This window comes from Romboutsia sp. MSSM.1001216sp_RTP31141st1_G3_RTP31141_220114, assembly GCF_039031195.1.
GTDB classification, from domain to species: domain Bacteria; phylum Bacillota; class Clostridia; order Peptostreptococcales; family Peptostreptococcaceae; genus Romboutsia_C; species Romboutsia_C hominis.
On the sequence record NZ_JBCIUO010000001.1, the window covers coordinates 74152 to 95754 of the forward strand.

A 21603-nucleotide genomic window follows, 5' to 3' on the forward strand; every position below is an offset into this window, starting at 1 on the left:
GACAAAATGGTAAATTTAAATAATGACTGGGACGAATTATTAAAAGAAGAATTTAAAAAAGATTACTATTTAAAATTAAGAGAATTTTTAAAAAAAGAATATAGCGAAAGAATAATATACCCAAATATGAATAATATATTTGAAGCTTTAAAGCATACATCATATAAAGATACAAAAGTACTTATACTAGGACAAGATCCTTATCATGGTGAAAATCAAGCACATGGACTGGCTTTTTCAGTGCAACCAGGAGAAAAAATACCACCATCTTTATTAAATATATATAAAGAGTTAAATAGTGAATTAGGATGTTTTATACCAAACAATGGTTATTTAATTCCGTGGGCAGATCAAGGTGTATTACTATTAAATACAGCTCTAACAGTTAGAGCTCATGAAGCTAATTCTCACAAAGGGAAGGGATGGGAAATTTTCACTGATGAAATAATAAGAATTTTAAATAATAGAAAAGACCCTGTAATATTTATATTATGGGGAGCAAATGCAAGAAGCAAAAAGGCGCTTATAACTTCTAATCATCATTATATATTAGAATCTCCTCATCCAAGTCCCTTATCTGCAAGAAGAGGATTCTTTGGATGTAATCATTTCTTAGAAACTAATAAAATATTAAAATCAATAGGTAAAAGCCCTATACAGTGGCAAATACCTAATATATAAAAATAACTACACCTATATAGGTGTAGTTATTTTGTTAATAAAGAATATATGATTATAGATAAAATCAATAAATATTTGTCAAAATATAATTAGATATATAATATTAACTTTAACTATGTAACTTATTGTGAAAAAAATCATAATATATTAAATAAGAGAGGAGGCTGTATATGAGTATATATATATTAGAATCAGAAAAAATAAAGTCAATGATAGATAACAATGAATTCGATCTTATTATAGATATTAGAAATGAAGAATATTACCTAAATGGTCATTTGCCAAAGGCTATAAATATACCAATGAATGAGATAAATGATGAGATGGATTTCTTGGCAGATTACAAGGATAAGAAAATATTATTATATTGTGGAATAGGGAGCCAAAGTAAAGCTACATGTAAGGTATTAAGTATAAATGGATTTAATAAATTATATAGTTTATTTGGAGGTATAAAAGGCTATAAATATGAACTTGAAAAATAACGAAAATACTAAGAATAAATGATATAATAAGATGTGCTAGAATTATTGAAAAAACTTACTAAGCACATTTTATTTTTATCAAATTGATATTATATATTAAAAAAGTCACAATTTAAATGGTAAATATCTATTAGAAATGCAATATAAATATTATCTGATTAAATAATAGTACAGAGATTCATAGTTTACAATTAAAATAAACTATGAACTTAATTTTTTATTAAAATATATTGCATAAAGATTGTTAATAGAGTATATTTATGGTATAATTACAAATTATTAAGGTATTAAAAATACTTTTATGTCAATATAATAAAATATGCATAGAAATATGATATTTTTATTAAATGATTAATATGGGGATGGATGAGTGCCGGTGTGCTCTCTAGTCTTCAAAACTAGTATGAGGGGTTAAGAGCCTCTTAGGTGGGTTCGACTCCCACGCATTCCCGCCAATTTGTGAGAACTCTTATGAGTTCTTTTTTTATTATAAGAGTACATTAAATTACTATACAATAAATATATATAAATGTTTAATATAAAAATGATTTTATGTTTTATTGAATTATTTTTATTTATATCTTTTAAAATTCGTACAATTAAATTATAATTATCATTATATTTAATTTTAACATAATAAAAAATACAATCAGTTATCGTATAAAAATAAATAATAAGATTAAATGATGAAACTAATAATAAGTTAAAAGGTAGATTTATAAATTTTATGTAAATCTCATTATATAACTTGGTAGAATATATTTTTTTAAAACAATAATAAATAATTTCAGGAGAAATAAGATATGGAAAAAAACTTTACAACTAGAACCGGTCTAATAATAGGACAAGAAGGTATAGAGAAACTAAAAAATTCAAATGTAATAGTATTTGGAGTTGGAGGAGTAGGTAGTTTTGCAGCAGAGGCTATAGCAAGAGCAGGAGTAGGAAATCTTACTATAGTAGACTTTGATGATGTAGATATAACTAATATAAATAGACAACTTCCAGCACTACACTCAACTGTAGGTAGAGATAAAGTTGATGTTATGAAAGAAAGGATACTTGATATAAATCCAGATATAAATATAAAAGCTATAAAAAGTTTATATAATGAAGAAACAAGTGAAGAACTATTAAGTGAAAAGTATGATTATGTAGTAGATGCAATAGATATGGTTAGTTCTAAAATACATTTAATAGAAACTTGCAAAAAGAAGGGACTTGAAATAATAAGTTCTATGGGAATGGGAAATAAATTAGATCCAACTAAAATAGTAGTTACAGATGTGCATAAAACAACTATGTGCCCATTAGCTAAGGTGATGAGAAAAGAACTAAGAGATAGAAAAATAAAAAAATTAAAGGTAGTATTTTCAACTGAAAAGCCAAGAGAGCTTAAAGAAAAAATAATGAATGGCAAAAAGGTTACACCAGGAAGTGTTTCATTTGTACCATCTGTTGGAGGTCTAGTTATAGCATCTGTTGTTATAAATGATTTAATAAATAAATAACATAAAAAAGAAGAATGCTTTGTGTTCTTCTTTTTTATTTTTTAAAAAGTTATATTTATAGGTGGTTACAAATAAGTAACTAATTGTTATAAGAAACTATAGTTGGTATAGTATATTTATCAAAATAAACAAAGGAGATAATGTAATGACTAGAATAATAAATACAGAAGAATTTGTTAATGAGGTAGAATTATCAAATGAAACAACAGTGGTAGATTTTTTTGCAACTTGGTGTGGACCATGTAAGATGTTATCACCAATATTTGAAGGATTAGAACAAGATATGAAAGAAGATGCAAAATTTTTAAAGGTTGATATAGATAAAAGTTTAGAATTAGCTAGACAATTTGAGATACATACTGTACCAACAGTTATAGTTTTTAAAGAAGGAAAAGAAGTAGATAGATTAGTAGGGTTTATACCAAAACAAAAATTAGAAGAAATTGTTAAATCACATATATAAATATAAGAAAGTAAGTAATATGAGATATGATATAGCAATAGTAGGTAGTGGATCAGCAGGTATGGCTGCTGCATTAAATGCTAAAATAAGAAATAAAAATAAAAGGTGAAGAAAAATATCTAGTAAAAGGTGTAGGATATTGTGAAACTTGTGATGCGGGATTATATAGAGATAAAGTAGTTGCAGTAGTAGGATACAATCATGAAGGAGAAGAAGATGCAAACTTCTTGAGTGAAATAGCTTCAAAGATATATTATATACCAATGTATAAATTAACTAATTCACTAGATTCATCTATAGAAATAATTAACGATAAACCTTTAGAAATAAAAGGAGAAAAAACAGTTAATAAATTAGTTCTAAAAAATACAGAACTATATGCAGATGGTATATTTATTATGGAGGATAGTGTATCGCCAAGTTATATGGTACCAGGGTTAGAAGTTGAAGGACCTCATATAAAAGCAGATAGAGAAATGAAAACTAATATAGAATGGTTATATGCAGCTGGAGATTGTGCAGGTAAGCCATATCAATATCTAAAGTCATCAGGAGAAGGTCAAATGGCGGTATCAAGTGCAATATCTCACTTAGACAAATTGAGAATAAACCAAATGAGTTTACAGAAATAATAAAAAACCTACGGTATAATTTACTTATCCATAGGTTTTTTTATTATTAAAAAAATTTAAATCGTTAAAAAATTTAAAGAGATAATATCTAAAATAAATTAAAGTAAAATTTAAAAGATTAAAATTGGACAAAATAGAAATAATATTATAACTTAATATATACAAAGATTTAATAAGGAGGACAAAAAATGTACAATATAAGTGATATGGTATATGATTGCCCCGTTGAAGCATTAGCTAGTATATTAGGTAAAAAATGGGTTGGGGGAATTATATGGGCTATACAAGATGATAAAGTAAGATTTGGTGATTTACAAAGGAAGATGAATAAATGTAGCAAGAAAATGCTAATCCAGCAGCTAGATTTATTAATAGAAAATAATATTATTATAAATGATAAAAAATTAATAAAAAATACTGTTGAATCTACGTATTATCTTAGCGAATCAGGGTTAGCACTTTTAAATGTAATGGCAAAAATGATAGAGTGGAGTAATCAACACATAACTTGTGAAGAATAAAATTGCATAGTTACTAAAAAGTAACTAATTGATATAAATATAATGTATTGTTATATTATTTATGGGTATTATATTCGTAGTTATTTTTAGTGTAGATAATGTCTCCATCACTATAAAAAACAATATCACCTAAAATGTCAGTTCTGTAAACTAGGGTATTTTTATTAGAAAGATTTTCTAATATATTTCTGTGAGGATGTCCATATTGATTTTTATAACCACAGGATATAACAGCTATATCTGGATTAACTTCATCTAAGAATAGATCACTACTTGAAGAGCTACTGCCGTGATGGCCTACCTTTAAAAAATCTATATCCTTAATATCAAATGAATTTATAATATCAATTTCATTTGGTTCTTCAGCATCACCAGTAAATAAAAATGATTTGTTCAGGTAAGATAGCTTAAATACTATAGAATTTAAATTGCTATCTTTTTGTATAAAAGAAGGACTTAACACTGATAAAATTATATTATCTTCTATATGCAAAGTATCATTTTTATACAGGTAATTTATAGATAGATTTTTATTAGAACATGCTGATATTAAGTTTGAGTAGGAAGTTGAATCATGCTTATATTCAGGCATATAAATAGATTTAACTTTGAAGTTATTAATTATGTTATCAAGACCACCGATATGGTCTGAATCATGGTGTGTAGCTATTAAATAGTCTATAACATCTACATTTTGTTTTTTGAGATATCTTTTGACTATGTTATCACTATCTTCGTCTCCACCGTCAATTAAGATATTTTTATTATATGGTGTTTGGATTAGAATGCTATCGCCTTGTCCAACATCGATAATATGAATTTCTAAATGAGAAACTTTGTCACAACCAGATAAAAGTGATATTATAATAAGTATTAGCGAGAAAATTATACTTCTCAAGTGATAAACCACCTCACTTAAATGTTTATTAAAAAATAATTTGGGTAATATAAGTTAATATTGATTATTATGTTAAGATTTTAAACAAAAAAATAAAGAAAAATTCAACTTTAGAGATTTTTAAAGTTATACATAGATAAAAATTATGAAAGTCAAGATTATACAGAAGATAGTAAACAGGAGGAAGTTATGTTTTTTAAAGAAATAGATATAAATGCAAAAAAGGAATTAGATCCATATTTTGATTTGGTAGACTATGAAGCATGTGAGTATTGTTTTGCTACATTATATATGTGGCAACATGTTTACAAAACAAGTTATTATACACAAGAAGATTTCGCAGTATTAGTTGGTGAATACGAAGGAGATAGTTTCTCTATATTACCATTAACTAAAAAAGAGAATTTAAACAAAGTTATAGATTTTGTTATAGAATATTTTGAAAAAGAAAATAAGAAAATATATTTAAGGGGTGTAACAAAAGAGGTAATAGAAGCACTTAAAGAAGATTTTAAAGATAGATTTGAATATATAGAAGAAAGAGATTTATTTGATTATATATATGAAGGAGAGAGCTTAAGAACTTTAGGGGGAAGAAAAAATCAAAAGAAGCGAAATCATATAAATTACTTCTTAAAGGAATATGAAGGAAGATTTGAATATAAGCTTTTAGATAAAGAAAACTTTGGGGAGTGTCTAAATTTACTAAAAGAGTGGAGTATAAATAAGGAAGAACACAATGAATTTGATGAAGGTATGGATGATGAGTTAATAGGAATAAAAAAAATATTTGATAGCTATGACATACTAAAAGATAGAGTAAAAATAGCTGGTATATATGTAGATGGAAAGTTAGAGGCATTTACAATAGGAGAACTTTTAAATAAAAACATGGCACTAGTTCATATAGAAAAAGCGAATCCAGATATAAGAGGCTTATATCCTTATATAAATCAACAATTTATAGTAAATGAATTTCCAGATGTAGAATTTGTAAATAGAGAAGAAGATATGGGTATAGAAGGCCTTAGAAAAGCTAAATTATCATATCACCCATGTAAATTTGTTGAAAAGTATACTGTTAGGGAGAAATAATATGAATATAAGATATGCCAAAGACAATGATATAGATAGTATAAAAGATATATGGAATTATTGTTTTAATGATGAAGAAGGTTTCGTAGATTACTACTTTAATTATAAATATAAAAATTATAATACAGTTGTCATAGAAGAAGATGAAAATATAGTTTCTTCTCTTCAACTAAATCAATATAAGTTAAAATTAAATAGCAAAATATACGATACATCATATGTTGTAGGAGTATCAACATTCCCAGAAGCAAGAGGGATGGGATATATGAAAAATATCATGGAATTTTCTCTTAATGAAATGTACAATAAAGGTCAATTTGTATCTATATTAATGCCTATTGATTATAGATTATATAGAAAATATGGATATGAACAATGTTACGATCAGATAGAATATAACTTAGATGTAGAAGAATTAAAGAACTTTAAAATAAAAGGAAAGATGATAAAAGCAAAGGATTCTAACATTAAAGATTTAATAAATATAAGTAATTCTTTTCTTAAGGATACAAATGGAAATATAGAAAGAGATCAAGCATACTATGAAAACTTATTTAAAGAAGTAAAAAGTGAAAATGGTCATATATATATTCATGAAGATGAAAAAGTAAAAGGATATATAATATATTTTTTAAATGGAGATAATATGTTTGTAAGAGAAATATATTATAAAAATATAGATTCTCTAAAAACTATGCTTAAGTTTATATATAATCATAATACGCAATGTAAGAAAGTTACTATATCAGCTCCTATAAATGATAAGATAAGATTTATACTAGATAATCCTAAAACGTCAGACATAAAAATTAAGCCTTTTATGATGGGAAGAATAATAAATTTAAAAGGATATTTAGAAAGTTTAAATATAGAAAGTGACTTAATCTTAAGTGCTAATATAGAAGTTGAAGATAAGTTTATAAAAGAAAATAATGGAATATTTAATATAAAATTAGAAAATAAAAGAATTTATGTTGAAAAAATACAATCTGAAGCTGATGTTACATTTAACATAAACACAATGACTCAGTTAGGATTTTCATATATAGACATAGAAGATGCTTTAATTATAAATAATAATAAAGCTAGTGATAATGTTATAAAGCTGTTTAAAACTATATTTGATAAGAAAGATAATTATATAAATGAATATGTATAAAAGATGCTAAATTGTATATTAAATATATTTAATAGTATATAATAGATGGATTACTAAGGTTTAGATGGAATGAATTTGATAATAAAAAAATTACTTAGATATAAAAGCATAATCTTAGAATTATAGATAATATACCTATATCAGTGTGTAAATTGGGAAGATCTAATTATATAAAAGGAGCTGACTTTGTCAGCTCCTTTTTGATTTATATTGTTGTTTTATTAAATTTTATTCTTTAATTATTTTAATTAAAGCTATATCCTCTTTATATTGAGGCTGTGCATAAAAATATCCTTGTATAAATATATTATCACTATCTATATTTTTTATAATATCTACTTGCTCTTTATTTTCAACACCTTCTGCGATTATCTTAGTGCCAGATAATTTGCAAATTTTACTTAAAAATATTATAAGCTCATAATTAAAATTACCTTCTTTAATCTCATCTATAAAATATTTATCTATTTTAACAACATCAAAATCAAATTTAGATAATATATCTAGATTTGAATATTGAATACCAAAATCATCAGCAGCTATTTTTATATTTTTACTTTGCAAAAATTCCATTCCGCTTTTTATTTGTTTAAAGTTACCTGATTCTATATTTTCAACAATTTCAAAAACAATTTTTTTCGACTTAAAATCATTGTCATTATCAATTATATAATTAACTTTTTCTAAGAATTCTTTGCTCCTTATTTCATTGTATGATATATTTATAGAAATATAAAACTCCTCATTTTTTAAGTTTGTATTTAGCTTAAACCATTCATAATCTTCTAATACAGTTTTAAATATCCATATTGATAATTCTTCTGTCATATTACATTTTTCAATATCACTTATAAAAAAATAAGGAGAGATTATTTTTCCATCATGGTTTATGTATCTAATTAAAGCTTCAAACCCTACAACCTTATCGTTTTTAGGATTAATTATAGGTTGATAATAAAGTTTATACCTATTTTTTGATAAGTTTTCCTTTATATTTTTTCTTAATTTATTTATCTTTATAGCTGGTATTATATGCTTTATCAATATAAATAAAATACATGTTGATGCTATAATAGATAAGGTTACTATTTCTTTTGAGTTTATACCTTTAAAAAAATAATTTAGGTGTATTTTTTCCAATTCATTTTTTTCATGTTTAGTAGAGTTTTCTAGTGAGTTATCAATCTCTTCTATAATCCATTTACTATTTTTTGATGCTGTTATATATACAGGTCCTGGTGAAAATTCATAGATTTTTTTAAATCTACTTAATTTCTTTTGATTTACAGGAGCTATAATTGCTACTACAGATTTATCTTTTAGCATATCTATTATTTGATCTAAATTTTCTCCCCATACAAGTATTGGCTTTGTTCCTTTTCTTTTTAACTCATCCATTAACCATTTAGATTCATATTCACTTTTTATAAAAGCAACTTTCTTATTATTAAGAGATTTTATATCTTTATAATCTTTATTAACGTAAACTCCTAATAGTTCAGTACCTATAGTTTCTTTAGAATAAATAAGCTTATCTTTTCTTTCATTGGTGTAATGAAGTCCAATCATCATATCGATTTTATTTTCTTCTAAATCTTCAATTAAAGAAGGAATGTTACCTTTTACATATTTAACTTTTACTTTTTTATTTATAGGCAATTTTTTATTTATATTAAAAATAATCTTGTCTAAAATATCCTTGTAATAACCTTCTACTTTACCATTTGGTTTTATATTAAAATATGGATCTAAATCATACACTCCTACTTTTACAGTTCTATCTTTTTCATTGGCATATAAAGTATTGTAGCTTGATATAGTTATTAAAAATACTATAATTAAAATTAATATACTTTTAATTTTGTGTTTTCCCATAGTCAATAATCTCCTTTTGCCCTTAAAAATATAATTCATAAAGTAGTGACCATAAACTTGTATTTTACTTAATTTAACTATATAAAAATTCTTATATGCTTTACACCCATTTTAATTTACTCCATATTAAAAATTAATATCTATCAAGCCCTTTATATTTATTAAAATATATTTCTTACTAATCACCCTTTATTTACCTTATTTTACCTTATATTTATTTTAGCACTTTCATACAAAAATTTTCATATATTTTATTTATTTTGTAATTTAATTTCATATTTTAGTTATATTACAATAATATTGTCGATTTAAAAACTTTACTTGAAATTTCATTATTATAAATAAAAAATCACTGATAGATAGTTCAAAAATCATTTATTTATTTTTATTGAGAATGCTTGGTTTTAACCTATATTTTAGTATATTTTTTATGAGTACTAAATTTTATGTAATTTGAATCTATGTAAATATTAGAGGAAAGATGTATTTTCTTGGTTGAAGAATAGTCTGAAACTAACGGTAAGTAAATTAAGTATAAGTTAATTATAAGAAATTAGTTTATAAAATATAAAATTTGAATATAATCAAGATAAAAACCAGCAGGAGGAAAAATGAGAAGGCCGCTTCTTATAATATTTATATTAGTATTAATAGTGTCATACCCTATAACTAATATTTTTTGTGAAGATGTTTATGAAGATAAATCTAATATAAATTTAATAGGTATAGTTAAAGGGAAAAAAACAAAAGCGAAATACGATGAATATATAATAGATAAATTCTTAGTAAGAGATTATACCAAGAGAAAAAATATTATGGTTGGATTAAAAGTAAATGTAGATGGAAAATTTAATTCTCTAAATAGTATGAAGTTTGATGATTTTGATTATGGTAAGTACTTGAGAAGCAATGGATATGAAGGAGTAATAAATTTAAATGATTATAAAGTTATAGGTGAAAGTAAGATTTTTAAATATTTAGGAAGATTAAAAATATATATAAGAAGTACAACTAGATATTTATACAAAGTTAATTCTGATTTTATAAATTCTTTGATATTAGGTGAAAAATATGAAATGACTAGTGAGCAAAAAGAAGTTTTTTCAAGAACAGGAACAAGTCATATAATTGCTATATCAGGACTTCATACGGGGATTTTATGTGTTTTTATAGCAATTTTAATAGGCAAAATCAATAAATATTATAAATTAATAATACTTATATCTCTACTAACACTTTACTCTATGATGATTGATAAGTCACCATCTATAATTAGAGCTATATTTTTTACTGCTATATTATACTTATCCATATTTACTGATAGGAAGAGAGATGGTATAAGTACATTATCATTCATAGGCATATTTTTAGTAATAAATAACCCATATATTATATATAATATAAGTTTCCAATTGTCTTTTCTTTCTACATTGTCTATAATATACTTTTACGGATATATAAATAAGAGCATCAATATGAGTTTAGTTTCAATAACTATAGCATCAAATATATTAACATTACCGATTATATATTATAATTTTAATGGAATACCAATAAGTTCAATAATTAGTAATATTATAATAGTTCCTTTTATAGGCATTATTATGTATATGAGTATTGTAAGTGTAATTTTATTTAATGTAAACATGGGTATTTCTAAGCTTATAGCGTATTTTAATAATATTATAATAGATAATATATATTATATATTAAATAAAATAAGTGAGTTGGATTTTTTGTATTTAGAGATTGTAAATCCAAATTTGATATATGTAATAATTTACTATGTTGTAGTTTTTTCATATATGATATATAGAGAAATGAAAGTTATGAAGGAGCAGGCAAATGAATTACAAGGATATTATAGGCAATATTAAAAATAGAAACTTTGAAAATGTATATCTTTTTTATGGAAAAGAATATTATTTAATAGAAAATGCAATAAAAGTATTTAAAGAAAGTTTAAGCGAAGGAATGCTTGATTTTAACTTAGATATAATAGATGGAAGGGAAACTGCTATAGATCAGGTTATAAGTTCTATAGAGACACTCCCTTTTATGGATGATAAAAAAATAGTAATAGTAAAAGATTTTGAATTATTAAAAGGTAAAAAGAAGAACTTTAGCGATAGTGATGAAAAGTATTTTATAGACCATATAGATAATATACCAGATACAACTGTTTTAGTATTTATAGTATATGGGGATATAGATAAAAGAAAGTCACTAGTAAAAAAGATAGATAAAAAAGGAATAGTATTTAATTGTGATAAATTATCTGATATGGACTTATTTAAATGGGTTAGAAAAAAATTTGAACTCAATAATGTAATAGTAGAGAACTCTGAGATAATGTATTTTATAGAACAAGAAGGATATAGAGATAAAAGTAGTGAAAAAACATTATCGGATTTAGAAAATGAAATAAATAAAATAAGTTCGTTTGTAGGAAAGGGAAATATTGTAAGTAGAGAAGTAATAGATAAACTTTCCCAAAAGAAGGTAGAAAATGATATATTTAAGTTAATAGATTATATAGGTGAAAAAAATTCATCTAATGCCATGAAAATATTAAACGATATGATAAATGAAGGTGAATCTGTTTTAGGGATATTTTCTATGATAGCAAGACAGTTTAAAGTAGTTGTACAATCAAGAAAATTACAAAGTGATGGGTACACATCAAAAGTAATAGCTGAAAAACTGAAAATTCATCCATTTGTAGCTACGAAAGCTATAAAACAAAGTAGAAACTTTTCAGATGAAATAATAATAGATATGTTAAATTATATATTAGAATGTGATTATAAGATAAAAAATGGGTTAATTAGGGATACATTAGCAGTAGAGATGCTTGTTAGTAAATATTGTAAAAGAGAATTTAATAATGTAATATAAATGAACTCTAAATAGGGTTCATTTTTTATTTCTATATAAAAAATTTAGATATATATTGGTGAAATTTTATAAGGTAATTTTGAATTTTGAGCAAAACAAAAAACCCTTGAAATAAATCAAGGGTTTAAATCTATACTTAAACGGTTAATTAAGCGTTCATTCCGTTTAACTTTTGAGCTAACTTAGCAACTTTTCTAGCTGCAGCGTTCTTGTGTATAGTTCCTTTTGAAGCTACTTGTTGTATCTTCTTTTGAGCGAATTGGAATCTTTGAGTAGCTTCCTCTCTGTTTCCTGCAGTAACAGCTTCTTCGAATCTTCTTATTGCAGTTTTAACTTGAGATTTTCTAGCTCTATTTAAAGCAGTTTTCTTTTCGATAACTTTTATTCTCTTCTTAGCTGATTTTATGTTTGCCACCGTGGTTCACCCCCTCGTTTACTTTATTATCTTATTCATCGTCAACATATTAGATTTTAACAGAAATAAATCTAAAAATCAAGGATAATTATTTATAAGTTTATAATATCTTTTTGTTTTGACTTTTTAGATTATAACCTATATAAAAATAATTTACAACATCCAAATTAAATATTCAGAGATTTATAAATTTAAACTTTTTAAATATGATTTGGTTTTAAAATGCTAAAAACTGTCAACAATTATAAGTATCATTTAAATTACACCTGGAGGTTTAGTATGATTAATATAAGAACAGATTTAGCGCTAGAAGCAAGTGAAGTAGTTCAGGAAAGCCAAGAACCAAAAGAAATACCTGGAGTTAAATTAGATAAAAAAGAATTAGACAATGCAACAGTAACAATAGTTGAGATTATAAATGAACAAGGCGCAGAAATAATGAATAAAGGAATAGGAAAATATGTAACATTAGAAAGCAATTTAATGAAGTTTGATGATGATGAATCAAGAGAAGAGGTTATAACATACTTAAAAGATGAACTTGTAGATATATTAGGGACTGACAAAACTAAAAAAACATTAGTTATAGGGTTAGGAAATTGGAATATAACATCAGATGCTTTAGGCCCTAAATCAGTCTCTAAGACGTTAGTAACAAGACATATATTTAAAAATTACAATAAAGATTACGATGATGATTTTACAGAAGTATCAGCTCTGAGCCCTGGAGTAATGGGACTTACTGGTATAGAAACAAGTGAAACTGTAAAGTCATTAGTTGATAGAATAAAACCAGATAGAGTTATAGCAATAGATGCATTAGCATCTAGAAAAATGGAAAGAGTAAATCAAACTATTCAAATATCAACAGCAGGAATATCTCCTGGAGGGGGAGTTGGAAATAAAAGAAAAGCTTTAAATAAAGAATATTTAGGCGTAGATGTTATAGCGATTGGAGTTCCAACAGTAGTAGATGCAGCTACATTAACTAGTGATGTACTAGATTTAGCGATAGATAATCTTATAAATCAATCAGAGGGCGCAGATAACTTCTATAATATGTTAAAAACGCTTAAAGAAGAAGAAAAGTATCATCTTATTAAAGAATCATTAGAACCATATGATAAAAATCTTATAGTTACACCAAAAGATATAGACGAAACAATAGAAAACCTATCTATAATAATAAGCGAGGGCTTAAATAGGTCTCTTCATCCAGGGAGGATAACCAAGTAAGGAGGAGAAAATATGTTTAATAAACGCATTAAGACATCTATTGTGTCATGTGTGTTAATTTGTATTTTACCAACGGTCTCATATGCCATAAGTAAAGATGATTTCCTAAAATTTTTAGTTAATTCATCGTATCCAGAGGCTAAAGAAGAAGTAAAAGAAGATGAAAAAAAAGAAAGTACTAGTAAAGATGAAGAATATATAGAATTCTTTATAGGAGAAGAAAATATACCTACTATAAAGGAAGAAAATAATAGTGATGAAGAAGAAAGTAAGGAAGCTTCAAATACATTAGCATCAAATTACACTAACAACATAAGGATAACAAGAGAAAAACCAACAATGATGATATATCATTCTCATGCATCTGAAAGTTATTCAGATTCTCCAGAAAATAATTATAGATGCCAAGATAATAATAAGTCGATAGTATCTGTTGGAAGTCTTTTAACAGAAGAATTAAATAAAAAAGGATGGGGTATAGTTCATAGTACAAAGTATCATGATTTTCCAGATTATAACTCATCTTATTCAAATAGTCTAAAAACTATAAATAGCATAATGAGTGAACAAAATAGCATAGATATAGCCATTGACTTACATAGAGATGCTAGAACATTAGATACACAGGCAAAAAAAGATAAAGAAACTAATAGAATGGTTGCTAATTATAATGGTGAAGAAGTAGCTAAGTTTTTATTTGTAGTTGGACAAAGAAATCCAAATGTAAAAGAAGTAAGAGCACTAGCTAATGATATTACAAATTTTGCAAAGAAAAAGTACCCAGATTTAGTTTTACCAGTAATAGAAAAGCCATATGGTAAATTTAATCAGTATGTAGCTGATAATCATATTCTTATAGAAGTAGGAAGTAATGGGACAACCTTAGAACAGGCTCAAAATAGTGTAAAATATATAGCTAATGTACTAGACGAATATTTTAAAGAAAAGAAGTAGACTTGAAGTATGAGTAGAGTTGAAAGAAATATACAAAAAAAAATAAAGAAAAGAAAAAGAAAATTCATAAGTAAAGTACTATTTATATTGCTTATGACTGCAAATTTATTTATATGTATATTTACAATAAATCAAAGTGCCAAAAGTATGTTAGGTGAGGATACATATAATATAGAAGAAAATATTAAAGATTTACAAAAATTTATAGAAAATAAGTTAGAGATACTTTCAGATAAGACTAAAAAACTAATCTCTCAACTTAATATATAGTAAAAAATAAGACTTATAGGCACTTAAGTCTTATTTTTTGTCCTTATTATTTACATAAATGCGGATATATTATAAAATAAAAGTTATGATAAATAAGAATAAAATTTTTAAGTATTAAAAAGGAGGAATAAAGGTGGACAGTAAACAAAGTAGAACTAGAAACTTTAGTATAATAGCACATATAGACCACGGTAAGTCTACCTTAGCAGATAGATTAATACAAAAAACTGGACTTGTTAGTGAAAGAGAAATGAAAGATCAATTACTAGATAATATGGATCTTGAAAGAGAAAGAGGAATCACTATAAAGTTACAAAATATTAGGTTAGTTTATAAGGCTAAGGATGGAAATGAATATTATTTAAATCTTATAGATACTCCAGGTCATGTTGACTTTAACTATGAGGTATCAAGAAGTTTAGCAGCTTGTGAAGGTGCATTATTAGTAGTGGATGCAGCACAAGGTGTTGAAGCTCAAACATTAGCTAATGTTTATTTAGCGTTAGATCAAGATTTAGAAATACTACCAGTTATAAATAAGATAGACCTTCCAAGTGCTAGACCAGATGAAATAAAGACAGAAATAGAAGATATAATAGGACTTGATGCAAGTGATGCACCTTTAATATCAGCTAAAAGTGGTTTAAATATAGAAGATGTATTAGAAGCCATAGTAGAAAAAGTACCAGCACCACAAGGTGATAAAGATGCTCCTTTAAAAGCTTTAATATTTGACTCATATTACGATGCATATAAAGGTGTTGTAGCGTATGTTAGAGTTTATGAAGGAACTGTTAAAAAAGGTATGACTATAAAAATGATGAATACTAACAAAAAGTTTGAGGTAACTGAAGTTGGTGTTATGGCTCCTGGTCAAAGAGAACTTGATGAGTTAGCTGCAGGAGATGTTGGATACATAGCTGCAAGTATAAAGGATATAAGAAGTTGTCAAGTTGGTGATACAATAACAGATGCAAATAATCCAACTGATGAACCTATGCCAGGATACAAAAAAGCTACTCCAATGGTTTATTGTGGTATATACCCAGGTGAAGGTGAAAAGTACGAAAATGTAAGAGATGCATTAGAAAAAATGCAAATAAATGATGCAGCGCTGGAATTTGAGGCTGAAACTTCAGCTGCATTAGGATTTGGATTTAGATGTGGGTTCTTAGGTCTACTTCATATGGAAATAATCCAAGAAAGACTAGAAAGAGAATATGACTTAAACTTAGTAACAACAGCACCATCTGTTATATACAGAGTTACTAAAAATGATGGGGAAGTTGTAATGATACAAAATCCAACAAACTTACCAGAACCATCAGAAATAAATATGATAGAAGAGCCAATCGTTAAAGGTGATATAATAGTTCCTAAAGATTATGTTGGTACTGTTATGGAGCTTTGTCAAGAAAGACGTGGAACAATGATAAATATGGAATACATAGATGAAAAGAGAGTTATGCTTCATTATGATTTACCACTAAATGAAGTTGTTTACGATTTCTTTGATGCATTAAAGTCTAGAACAAGAGGATATGGATCTTTAGATTATGAAATTAAGGGATACACTCCTTCTAAACTTGTTAAGCTTGATATATTAATAAATAAAGAGCAAGTAGATGCACTTAGCTTTATAGTACATGAATCTCGTGCTTATCCAAGAGGTAAAGCTATGTGTGAAAAATTAAAAAATGAAATACCAAGACATCAGTTTGCAGTTCCTATACAAGCAGCTGTTGGAAATAAAGTTGTTGCTAGAGAAACTATAAGTGCACTTAGAAAAGACGTTTTAGCTAAGTGTTACGGAGGAGATATATCTCGTAAGAAGAAACTTCTTGAAAAGCAAAAAGAAGGTAAGAAACGTATGAGACAAATCGGATCTGTAGAAGTTCCTCAAAAGGCCTTTATGTCAGTATTAAAATTAGATGAATAATAGCTAAAGTCAAAGGATTTTTCCTTTGGCTTTTTTATTATAAGTTCTATTAACTAAAATCGTGTGTAAAACCTGTCCTCATATCTAAATTCTAATAATAGATAAAAACTTGGGAATACTAAAAAATGCAAAGTATACAAAAATATCATAAATATAAACAGCACAAGGAGGACATATATGAATGGTAAGCTTAATAGTACCATAGGACTACCAGCAGCTCTTTCAACAGTTGTTGGTATGGTTATAGGGTCTGGAGTATTTTTTAAGCCTCAAGCAATATACACGGCAACCAATGGTGCACCAGGTCTTGGTATAATAGCATGGATATTAGGTGGTATTATAACTATTACAGCAGGATTAACTGCAGCCGAAGTATCAGCAGCTATACCTAAAACTGGTGGAATGATGACTTATCTCAGTGAAATATATGGAGAAAAAATAGGATTCTTGACAGGATGGATGCAAACGGTATTATATTTTCCAGGTACTATTGCAGCGCTTGCAGTTATATTTTCGCAACAGGTATCAGAACTTATGGGTTATGGTCCACAAAATATGGTAGTAGTTTTACCAGTATCTTTAGGAATAATAATATTTATAGCTTTGCTAAATACAGTAGGATCATCTTTTGGTGGATTTATACAAACTGTATCTACTATCTGTAAGTTATTACCTTTAATACTTATAATAATATTTGGATTTATAAAAGGAAATGGAAACCCAATATTAACACCATTAGTAGGAGGTGAAACTACTGTCATAGGATCTTTAGGACAAGTATTAATAGCTACACTATTTGCTTATGATGGTTGGATAAATGTTGGAGCTATAGCTGGTGAAATGAAAAGTCCAGAAAAAAATTTACCTCTAGCTATAGTTGGAGGTTTATCAATAGTTATGGCTGTATATATATTGATAAATTTAGCATATTTATGGGTAGCGCCAGCATCAGAACTTGCTACATCAATAGCTCCAGCTGCACTTGTTGCACAAAAAATATTTGGAAATACAGGTGGAAAATTAATATCCATAGGTATACTAATATCAGTATTTGGTGCTCTAAATGGATATTTACTTACAGCACCTAGGGTACCATATGTACTTTCAAAAGAGGGATTATTACCAGGATCAAAAATATTTTCTAAGTTAAATAAAGGTGGTTCTCCATACAACTCTATTTGGTTAATAGCCGGTCTTGGATGTATATATGCTTTATCTGGACAATTTAACCTGTTAAGTGATCTAACTATATTTATAATATGGGTATTTTATATATTTACTTTCTATGGAGTAGTTAAGCTTAGAAAAGAAAAACCAGATATGGTAAGACCTTATAAGGTTCCATTATACCCAATTGTTCCTATTGTTGCTATACTAGGTGGACTTTTTGTTATAATAAATCAATTAATAACAATGACTTTAGTTTCATTAGGAGGAATAATAGTTACACTTATTGGTTTACTAGTATATTCTTATAAAATTAAATTAAGATAAGTAAAAGGCATCTTTACATTTAGGTGCCTTTTATATATTTTAAATTAATAAAGCATTTTTAAATAGATAACAACTATCACATATATATTGTTATAATATAGTAAAATATATTTAATAATGTAAGCAATATATGAATAGGAGAAAAATAAATGTTAGGATTATATATACATATTCCATTTTGTGTGAGTAAGTGTAACTACTGTGACTTTAATTCATACAAATTAGATGTAAACTTAAAGAAAAGATACATAGATGATTTAAAAAAGGAAATGGAACTTTATAAGAAAGATATAGAAAAAGAAAATTATGAAAAAGAAATATGTAGTATATTTTTAGGGGGAGGAACTCCAAGCATACTAACATCTAATGAAATTGAAGAAATATTTAATAATATTTATAAGAACTTCAATATAAAGGATAATGCTGAAGTAACTATGGAGTGCAATCCAGGAACATTAACAAGAGAAAAATTAGAAACTATGAAAAAGTGTGGAGTAAACAGATTAAGTATAGGTCTTCAGGCAGTGCAAAATAATAAATTAAAGGAAATAGGAAGAATCCATACATATGAAGAGTTTGAGAAAAATTATAAAGAAGCTTTAGAGGTTGGTTTTGATAATATAAATGTAGATTTAATGTATGCACTTCCAAATCATAACATTGATGAATGGAAAGAAAGCTTAGAAAAAATTATTTCATTAAACCCATCACATATATCAGCTTATTCACTTATATTAGAAGAGGGCACAAAGTTATATGATATGTATGAAGACAATGAATTTGAACTTATAGATGAAGATACAGATATAAATATGTATAATCACACAATAAATTACCTAAAACAAAATGGGTACAATCAATATGAAATATCAAACTATTCAAAGCCAGGTTTTGAGTGTAAGCATAATATACTATACTGGAAGTGTTATCATTATATAGGGTTAGGTGCAGGGGCATCTGGATATCTAGGAAATATTAGATATAATAATGTAGAAAATCTAGATGAGTATCATAATATGATAGAAAAAAATGAAAAACCTATAAGCAATTTAGAAAATTTAAGTATAGAAGATAAAATACAAGAAAAAATATTTATGGGACTTAGAATGAATGAAGGGATATATTTTGAAGACTTTAAAAAAGAATTTAATATAGAATTCAAAAATAAATATAATAAGCAAATTGAGGATTTGAAAAATAAAGACTTAATAAAAGAAAGTAAAGTAGGTATTAAGCTTACCCAAAAGGGACGAGAAATATCAAATTCTGTATTTGTTGAATTCATAAATTAATTAGAAAGTGTTGACAAGAATAAAATAAAATGATATATAATATATATAATCTTTTTAGCACTCGAAAGTAGTGAGTGCTAACAGCGAGGAGTGAAGGTGATGGAATTAAATGAAAGAAAATTAAAGATCCTCAAAGCTATAGTTAAAGATTATATAGAAACAGCTGAGGCTGTAGGCTCACGAACTATATCAAAAAAACATGACTTAGGTGTAAGTGCTGCCACTATAAGGAATGAAATGGCTGACCTTGAAGAATTAGGATATTTAATCCAGCCACATACCTCGGCAGGTAGAGTTCCATCTGAGAAAGGATACAAGCTTTATGTAGATTCTCTTATGAGTCAAAGTGAACTTAGTGACGAAGAGAAAATTTTAATAGAGAGTTGTATAAATAAAAATGTTAATGATATAAGAGATTTAATTCATGAGACTTCTAAGCTATTATCAGAAATTACTAATTATACAACTGTAGCTGTTACTAAAAACTTAGTTAATCAAAGTGTTATAAAACACATACAGTTAGTTAGTATGAGTGATAACAACATTTTATTAATAGTTGTTACAGATAAAGGTGATATAAAAAATGTAAATTTAGCTACTAACACTCATTTAGATCAATCAAAATTAAACATAATTTCTGACAATCTAACTAGAAAATTATCAGGAAAAAGTATAGTTGATTTAGATGAAAAACTTATAGCATTTATAAAATATGAAATAAGTGAACATGCAGTGTTAATAGATGAATTAATAGATGCACTAAATTTTGATACCAATGATGATACATCAATTTCACTAAGTGGAGCAACTAATATATTTAACTATCCCGAATTTAATGATGTACTTAAGGCCAAGTCATTTTTACATATGCTAGAACATAAGGAAATGATATCTAGTATGGCTAAGTCAAAAGGTATACAGAAGGATAATGTTAATATAATCATTGGTAGTGATAATGATTTTGAGTTAGCGCAAGATTGTAGTATAGTTACAGCAACTTATAATATAAGTAGAGATCTAGTAGGGCGTATAAGTTTTATAGGGCCTACAAGAATGGACTATGCTAAGATTTATACAATTGTTAATTATATGAGTTTGATTTTTAACAAAAAATAGATTAAGGGGTGTAACATATTGCAAGAAAATAATTTAGAAAAAGAAAATGTAAAAGAAGAATTAGAAACTTCAAGTGAAATTGAAGAAACGACTGAGGAAGTTGTAGAAGACAATGTTACAGATATAAATGACAAATTAGAAGAAAATAAATTAAGAGAAGAATTAGAGGCTCTTAATGATAAGCATCAAAGACTTCAAGCAGAATATGCAAACTATAGAAGAAGAACAAATGAAGAAAAAGAAACTATAGGATTATTTGCAAATGAAAAAATACTAAACGATATAATACCTGTTATCGATAGTATGGAAAGAGCTTTAGAAGCTTGTGATGACAAAGAAGGAAGTATGTACCAAGGAATAGACTTAGTATATAAGCAACTTCAAGGAATACTTACAAAGTATGGAGTTGAAGCAATAGAAGCTGAAAATGCAGACTTTGATCCAAATTTACACTTAGCAGTAATGCAAGAAAGTGTTGATGGAGTTGAAGCAAATAAGGTTGTAATGGTACTTCAAAAAGGATACAAACTAGGAAATAAAGTATTAAGACCAAGTATGGTTAAAGTATCTTGCTAGTTTGATATAAATAGCAATAAAGTTTAAGAATTTAGCTAAAATATATCTTATGTTCTAGCAAAATTAGAACTTAGATATTTAAATATATAAAAT

Annotated in this window: 20 protein-coding genes, 1 tRNA gene and 1 pseudogene; 19 read left to right on the top strand and 3 right to left on the bottom strand. The window is 26.2% G+C overall.

What is annotated here, in order from left to right; all coding sequences use genetic code 11:
* Positions 1 to 6: 6 nt before the first annotated feature.
* From ABCP60_RS00395 to ABCP60_RS00425, 7 genes and pseudogenes are all read left to right on the top strand, one after another.
* Complete coding sequence (locus tag ABCP60_RS00395; RefSeq protein ID WP_092927201.1) at positions 7 to 681, top strand: uracil-DNA glycosylase; 675 nt, start codon at positions 7 to 9, stop codon at positions 679 to 681.
* A 170-nt stretch (positions 682 to 851) separates the two neighbouring features.
* Positions 852 to 1166, top strand: coding sequence for a rhodanese-like domain-containing protein (locus ABCP60_RS00400; protein WP_092927199.1), 315 nt, complete (start codon positions 852 to 854; stop codon positions 1164 to 1166).
* A gap of 358 nt (positions 1167 to 1524) precedes the next feature.
* Positions 1525 to 1621, top strand: a tRNA-Sec gene (locus ABCP60_RS00405).
* A gap of 348 nt (positions 1622 to 1969) precedes the next feature.
* Positions 1970 to 2677 carry a tRNA threonylcarbamoyladenosine dehydratase gene (locus tag ABCP60_RS00410; RefSeq protein ID WP_092927197.1) on the top strand — a complete coding sequence of 236 codons (708 nt, stop codon included), beginning with the start codon at positions 1970 to 1972 and terminating at the stop codon, positions 2675 to 2677.
* 145 nt (positions 2678 to 2822) lie between these two features.
* Positions 2823 to 3140 carry a thioredoxin gene (gene trxA / locus ABCP60_RS00415; protein ID WP_092927195.1) on the top strand — a complete coding sequence of 106 codons (318 nt, stop codon included), beginning with the start codon at positions 2823 to 2825 and terminating at the stop codon, positions 3138 to 3140.
* Positions 3141 to 3159: 19 nt separating this feature from the next.
* A pseudogene (locus tag ABCP60_RS00420) lies at positions 3160 to 3772 on the top strand (hypothetical protein).
* A gap of 188 nt (positions 3773 to 3960) precedes the next feature.
* On the top strand, positions 3961 to 4293 hold the full coding sequence (locus ABCP60_RS00425) for a helix-turn-helix domain-containing protein (protein WP_092927193.1): 333 nt from the start codon (positions 3961 to 3963) through the stop codon (positions 4291 to 4293).
* A gap of 55 nt (positions 4294 to 4348) precedes the next feature.
* Here the strand turns inward: ABCP60_RS00425 and ABCP60_RS00430 are convergent, their stop codons facing one another.
* Positions 4349 to 5191, bottom strand: a complete 843-nt coding sequence (locus ABCP60_RS00430; protein WP_092927191.1) for a ComEC/Rec2 family competence protein — start codon at positions 5189 to 5191, stop codon at positions 4349 to 4351.
* A gap of 189 nt (positions 5192 to 5380) precedes the next feature.
* Between ABCP60_RS00430 and ABCP60_RS00435 the strand changes: the two genes are divergently transcribed.
* Both ABCP60_RS00435 and ABCP60_RS00440 read left to right on the top strand, forming a co-directional pair.
* Positions 5381 to 6286, top strand: a complete 906-nt coding sequence (locus ABCP60_RS00435; RefSeq protein ID WP_092927189.1) for a phosphatidylglycerol lysyltransferase domain-containing protein — start codon at positions 5381 to 5383, stop codon at positions 6284 to 6286.
* Position 6287: 1 nt separating this feature from the next.
* Positions 6288 to 7445 (top strand): GNAT family N-acetyltransferase, encoded by a 1158-nt coding sequence (locus ABCP60_RS00440; protein ID WP_092927187.1) that lies wholly within the window; start codon positions 6288 to 6290, stop codon positions 7443 to 7445.
* Between the two features lie 228 nt (positions 7446 to 7673).
* On the opposite strand, the gene ABCP60_RS00445 is transcribed toward ABCP60_RS00440, so the two are convergent.
* Entirely contained in the window at positions 7674 to 9320 is a 1647-nt protein-coding gene (locus tag ABCP60_RS00445) for an EAL domain-containing protein (protein ID WP_343101021.1), read from the bottom strand.
* Positions 9321 to 9931: 611 nt separating this feature from the next.
* Between ABCP60_RS00445 and ABCP60_RS00450 the strand changes: the two genes are divergently transcribed.
* Positions 9932 to 11197 carry a ComEC/Rec2 family competence protein gene (locus tag ABCP60_RS00450; protein ID WP_092927183.1) on the top strand — a complete coding sequence of 422 codons (1266 nt, stop codon included), beginning with the start codon at positions 9932 to 9934 and terminating at the stop codon, positions 11195 to 11197.
* Positions 11166 to 12218, top strand: a complete 1053-nt coding sequence (gene holA, locus ABCP60_RS00455; protein WP_092927181.1) for a DNA polymerase III subunit delta — start codon at positions 11166 to 11168, stop codon at positions 12216 to 12218. The genes ABCP60_RS00450 and holA overlap by 32 nt, the downstream gene beginning before the upstream one ends.
* A 148-nt stretch (positions 12219 to 12366) precedes the next feature.
* On the opposite strand, the gene rpsT is transcribed toward holA, so the two are convergent.
* A complete protein-coding gene (gene rpsT / locus ABCP60_RS00460) occupies positions 12367 to 12633 on the bottom strand; it encodes a 30S ribosomal protein S20 (RefSeq protein ID WP_092927179.1) in 267 nt (88 codons plus the stop codon).
* A 279-nt stretch (positions 12634 to 12912) separates the two neighbouring features.
* Here rpsT and gpr point away from each other — a divergent pair, with 279 nt between their 5' ends.
* From gpr to grpE, 8 genes are all read left to right on the top strand, one after another.
* Positions 12913 to 13869, top strand: a complete 957-nt coding sequence (gpr, locus tag ABCP60_RS00465) for a GPR endopeptidase (RefSeq protein ID WP_092927177.1) — start codon at positions 12913 to 12915, stop codon at positions 13867 to 13869.
* 12 nt (positions 13870 to 13881) lie between these two features.
* On the top strand, positions 13882 to 14823 hold the full coding sequence (gene spoIIP / locus ABCP60_RS00470) for a stage II sporulation protein P (protein WP_092927175.1): 942 nt from the start codon (positions 13882 to 13884) through the stop codon (positions 14821 to 14823).
* Between the two features lie 9 nt (positions 14824 to 14832).
* On the top strand, positions 14833 to 15093 hold the full coding sequence (locus ABCP60_RS00475; protein WP_092927173.1) for a hypothetical protein: 261 nt from the start codon (positions 14833 to 14835) through the stop codon (positions 15091 to 15093).
* A 133-nt stretch (positions 15094 to 15226) separates the two neighbouring features.
* Positions 15227 to 17032 (top strand): translation elongation factor 4, encoded by a 1806-nt coding sequence (gene lepA / locus ABCP60_RS00480; RefSeq protein WP_166504910.1) that lies wholly within the window; start codon positions 15227 to 15229, stop codon positions 17030 to 17032.
* Between the two features lie 177 nt (positions 17033 to 17209).
* On the top strand, positions 17210 to 18526 hold the full coding sequence (locus ABCP60_RS00485) for an amino acid permease (protein WP_092927169.1): 1317 nt from the start codon (positions 17210 to 17212) through the stop codon (positions 18524 to 18526).
* A gap of 149 nt (positions 18527 to 18675) precedes the next feature.
* Positions 18676 to 19818: a radical SAM family heme chaperone HemW gene (gene hemW, locus ABCP60_RS00490; protein WP_092927167.1), complete on the top strand. Its 1143-nt coding sequence runs from the start codon at positions 18676 to 18678 to the stop codon at positions 19816 to 19818.
* Positions 19819 to 19917: 99 nt separating this feature from the next.
* On the top strand, positions 19918 to 20934 hold the full coding sequence (gene hrcA / locus ABCP60_RS00495; protein WP_092927166.1) for a heat-inducible transcriptional repressor HrcA: 1017 nt from the start codon (positions 19918 to 19920) through the stop codon (positions 20932 to 20934).
* 18 nt (positions 20935 to 20952) lie between these two features.
* Positions 20953 to 21510, top strand: a complete 558-nt coding sequence (gene grpE, locus ABCP60_RS00500; protein ID WP_207741676.1) for a nucleotide exchange factor GrpE — start codon at positions 20953 to 20955, stop codon at positions 21508 to 21510.
* The last annotated feature ends 93 nt before the right edge of the window (positions 21511 to 21603 follow it).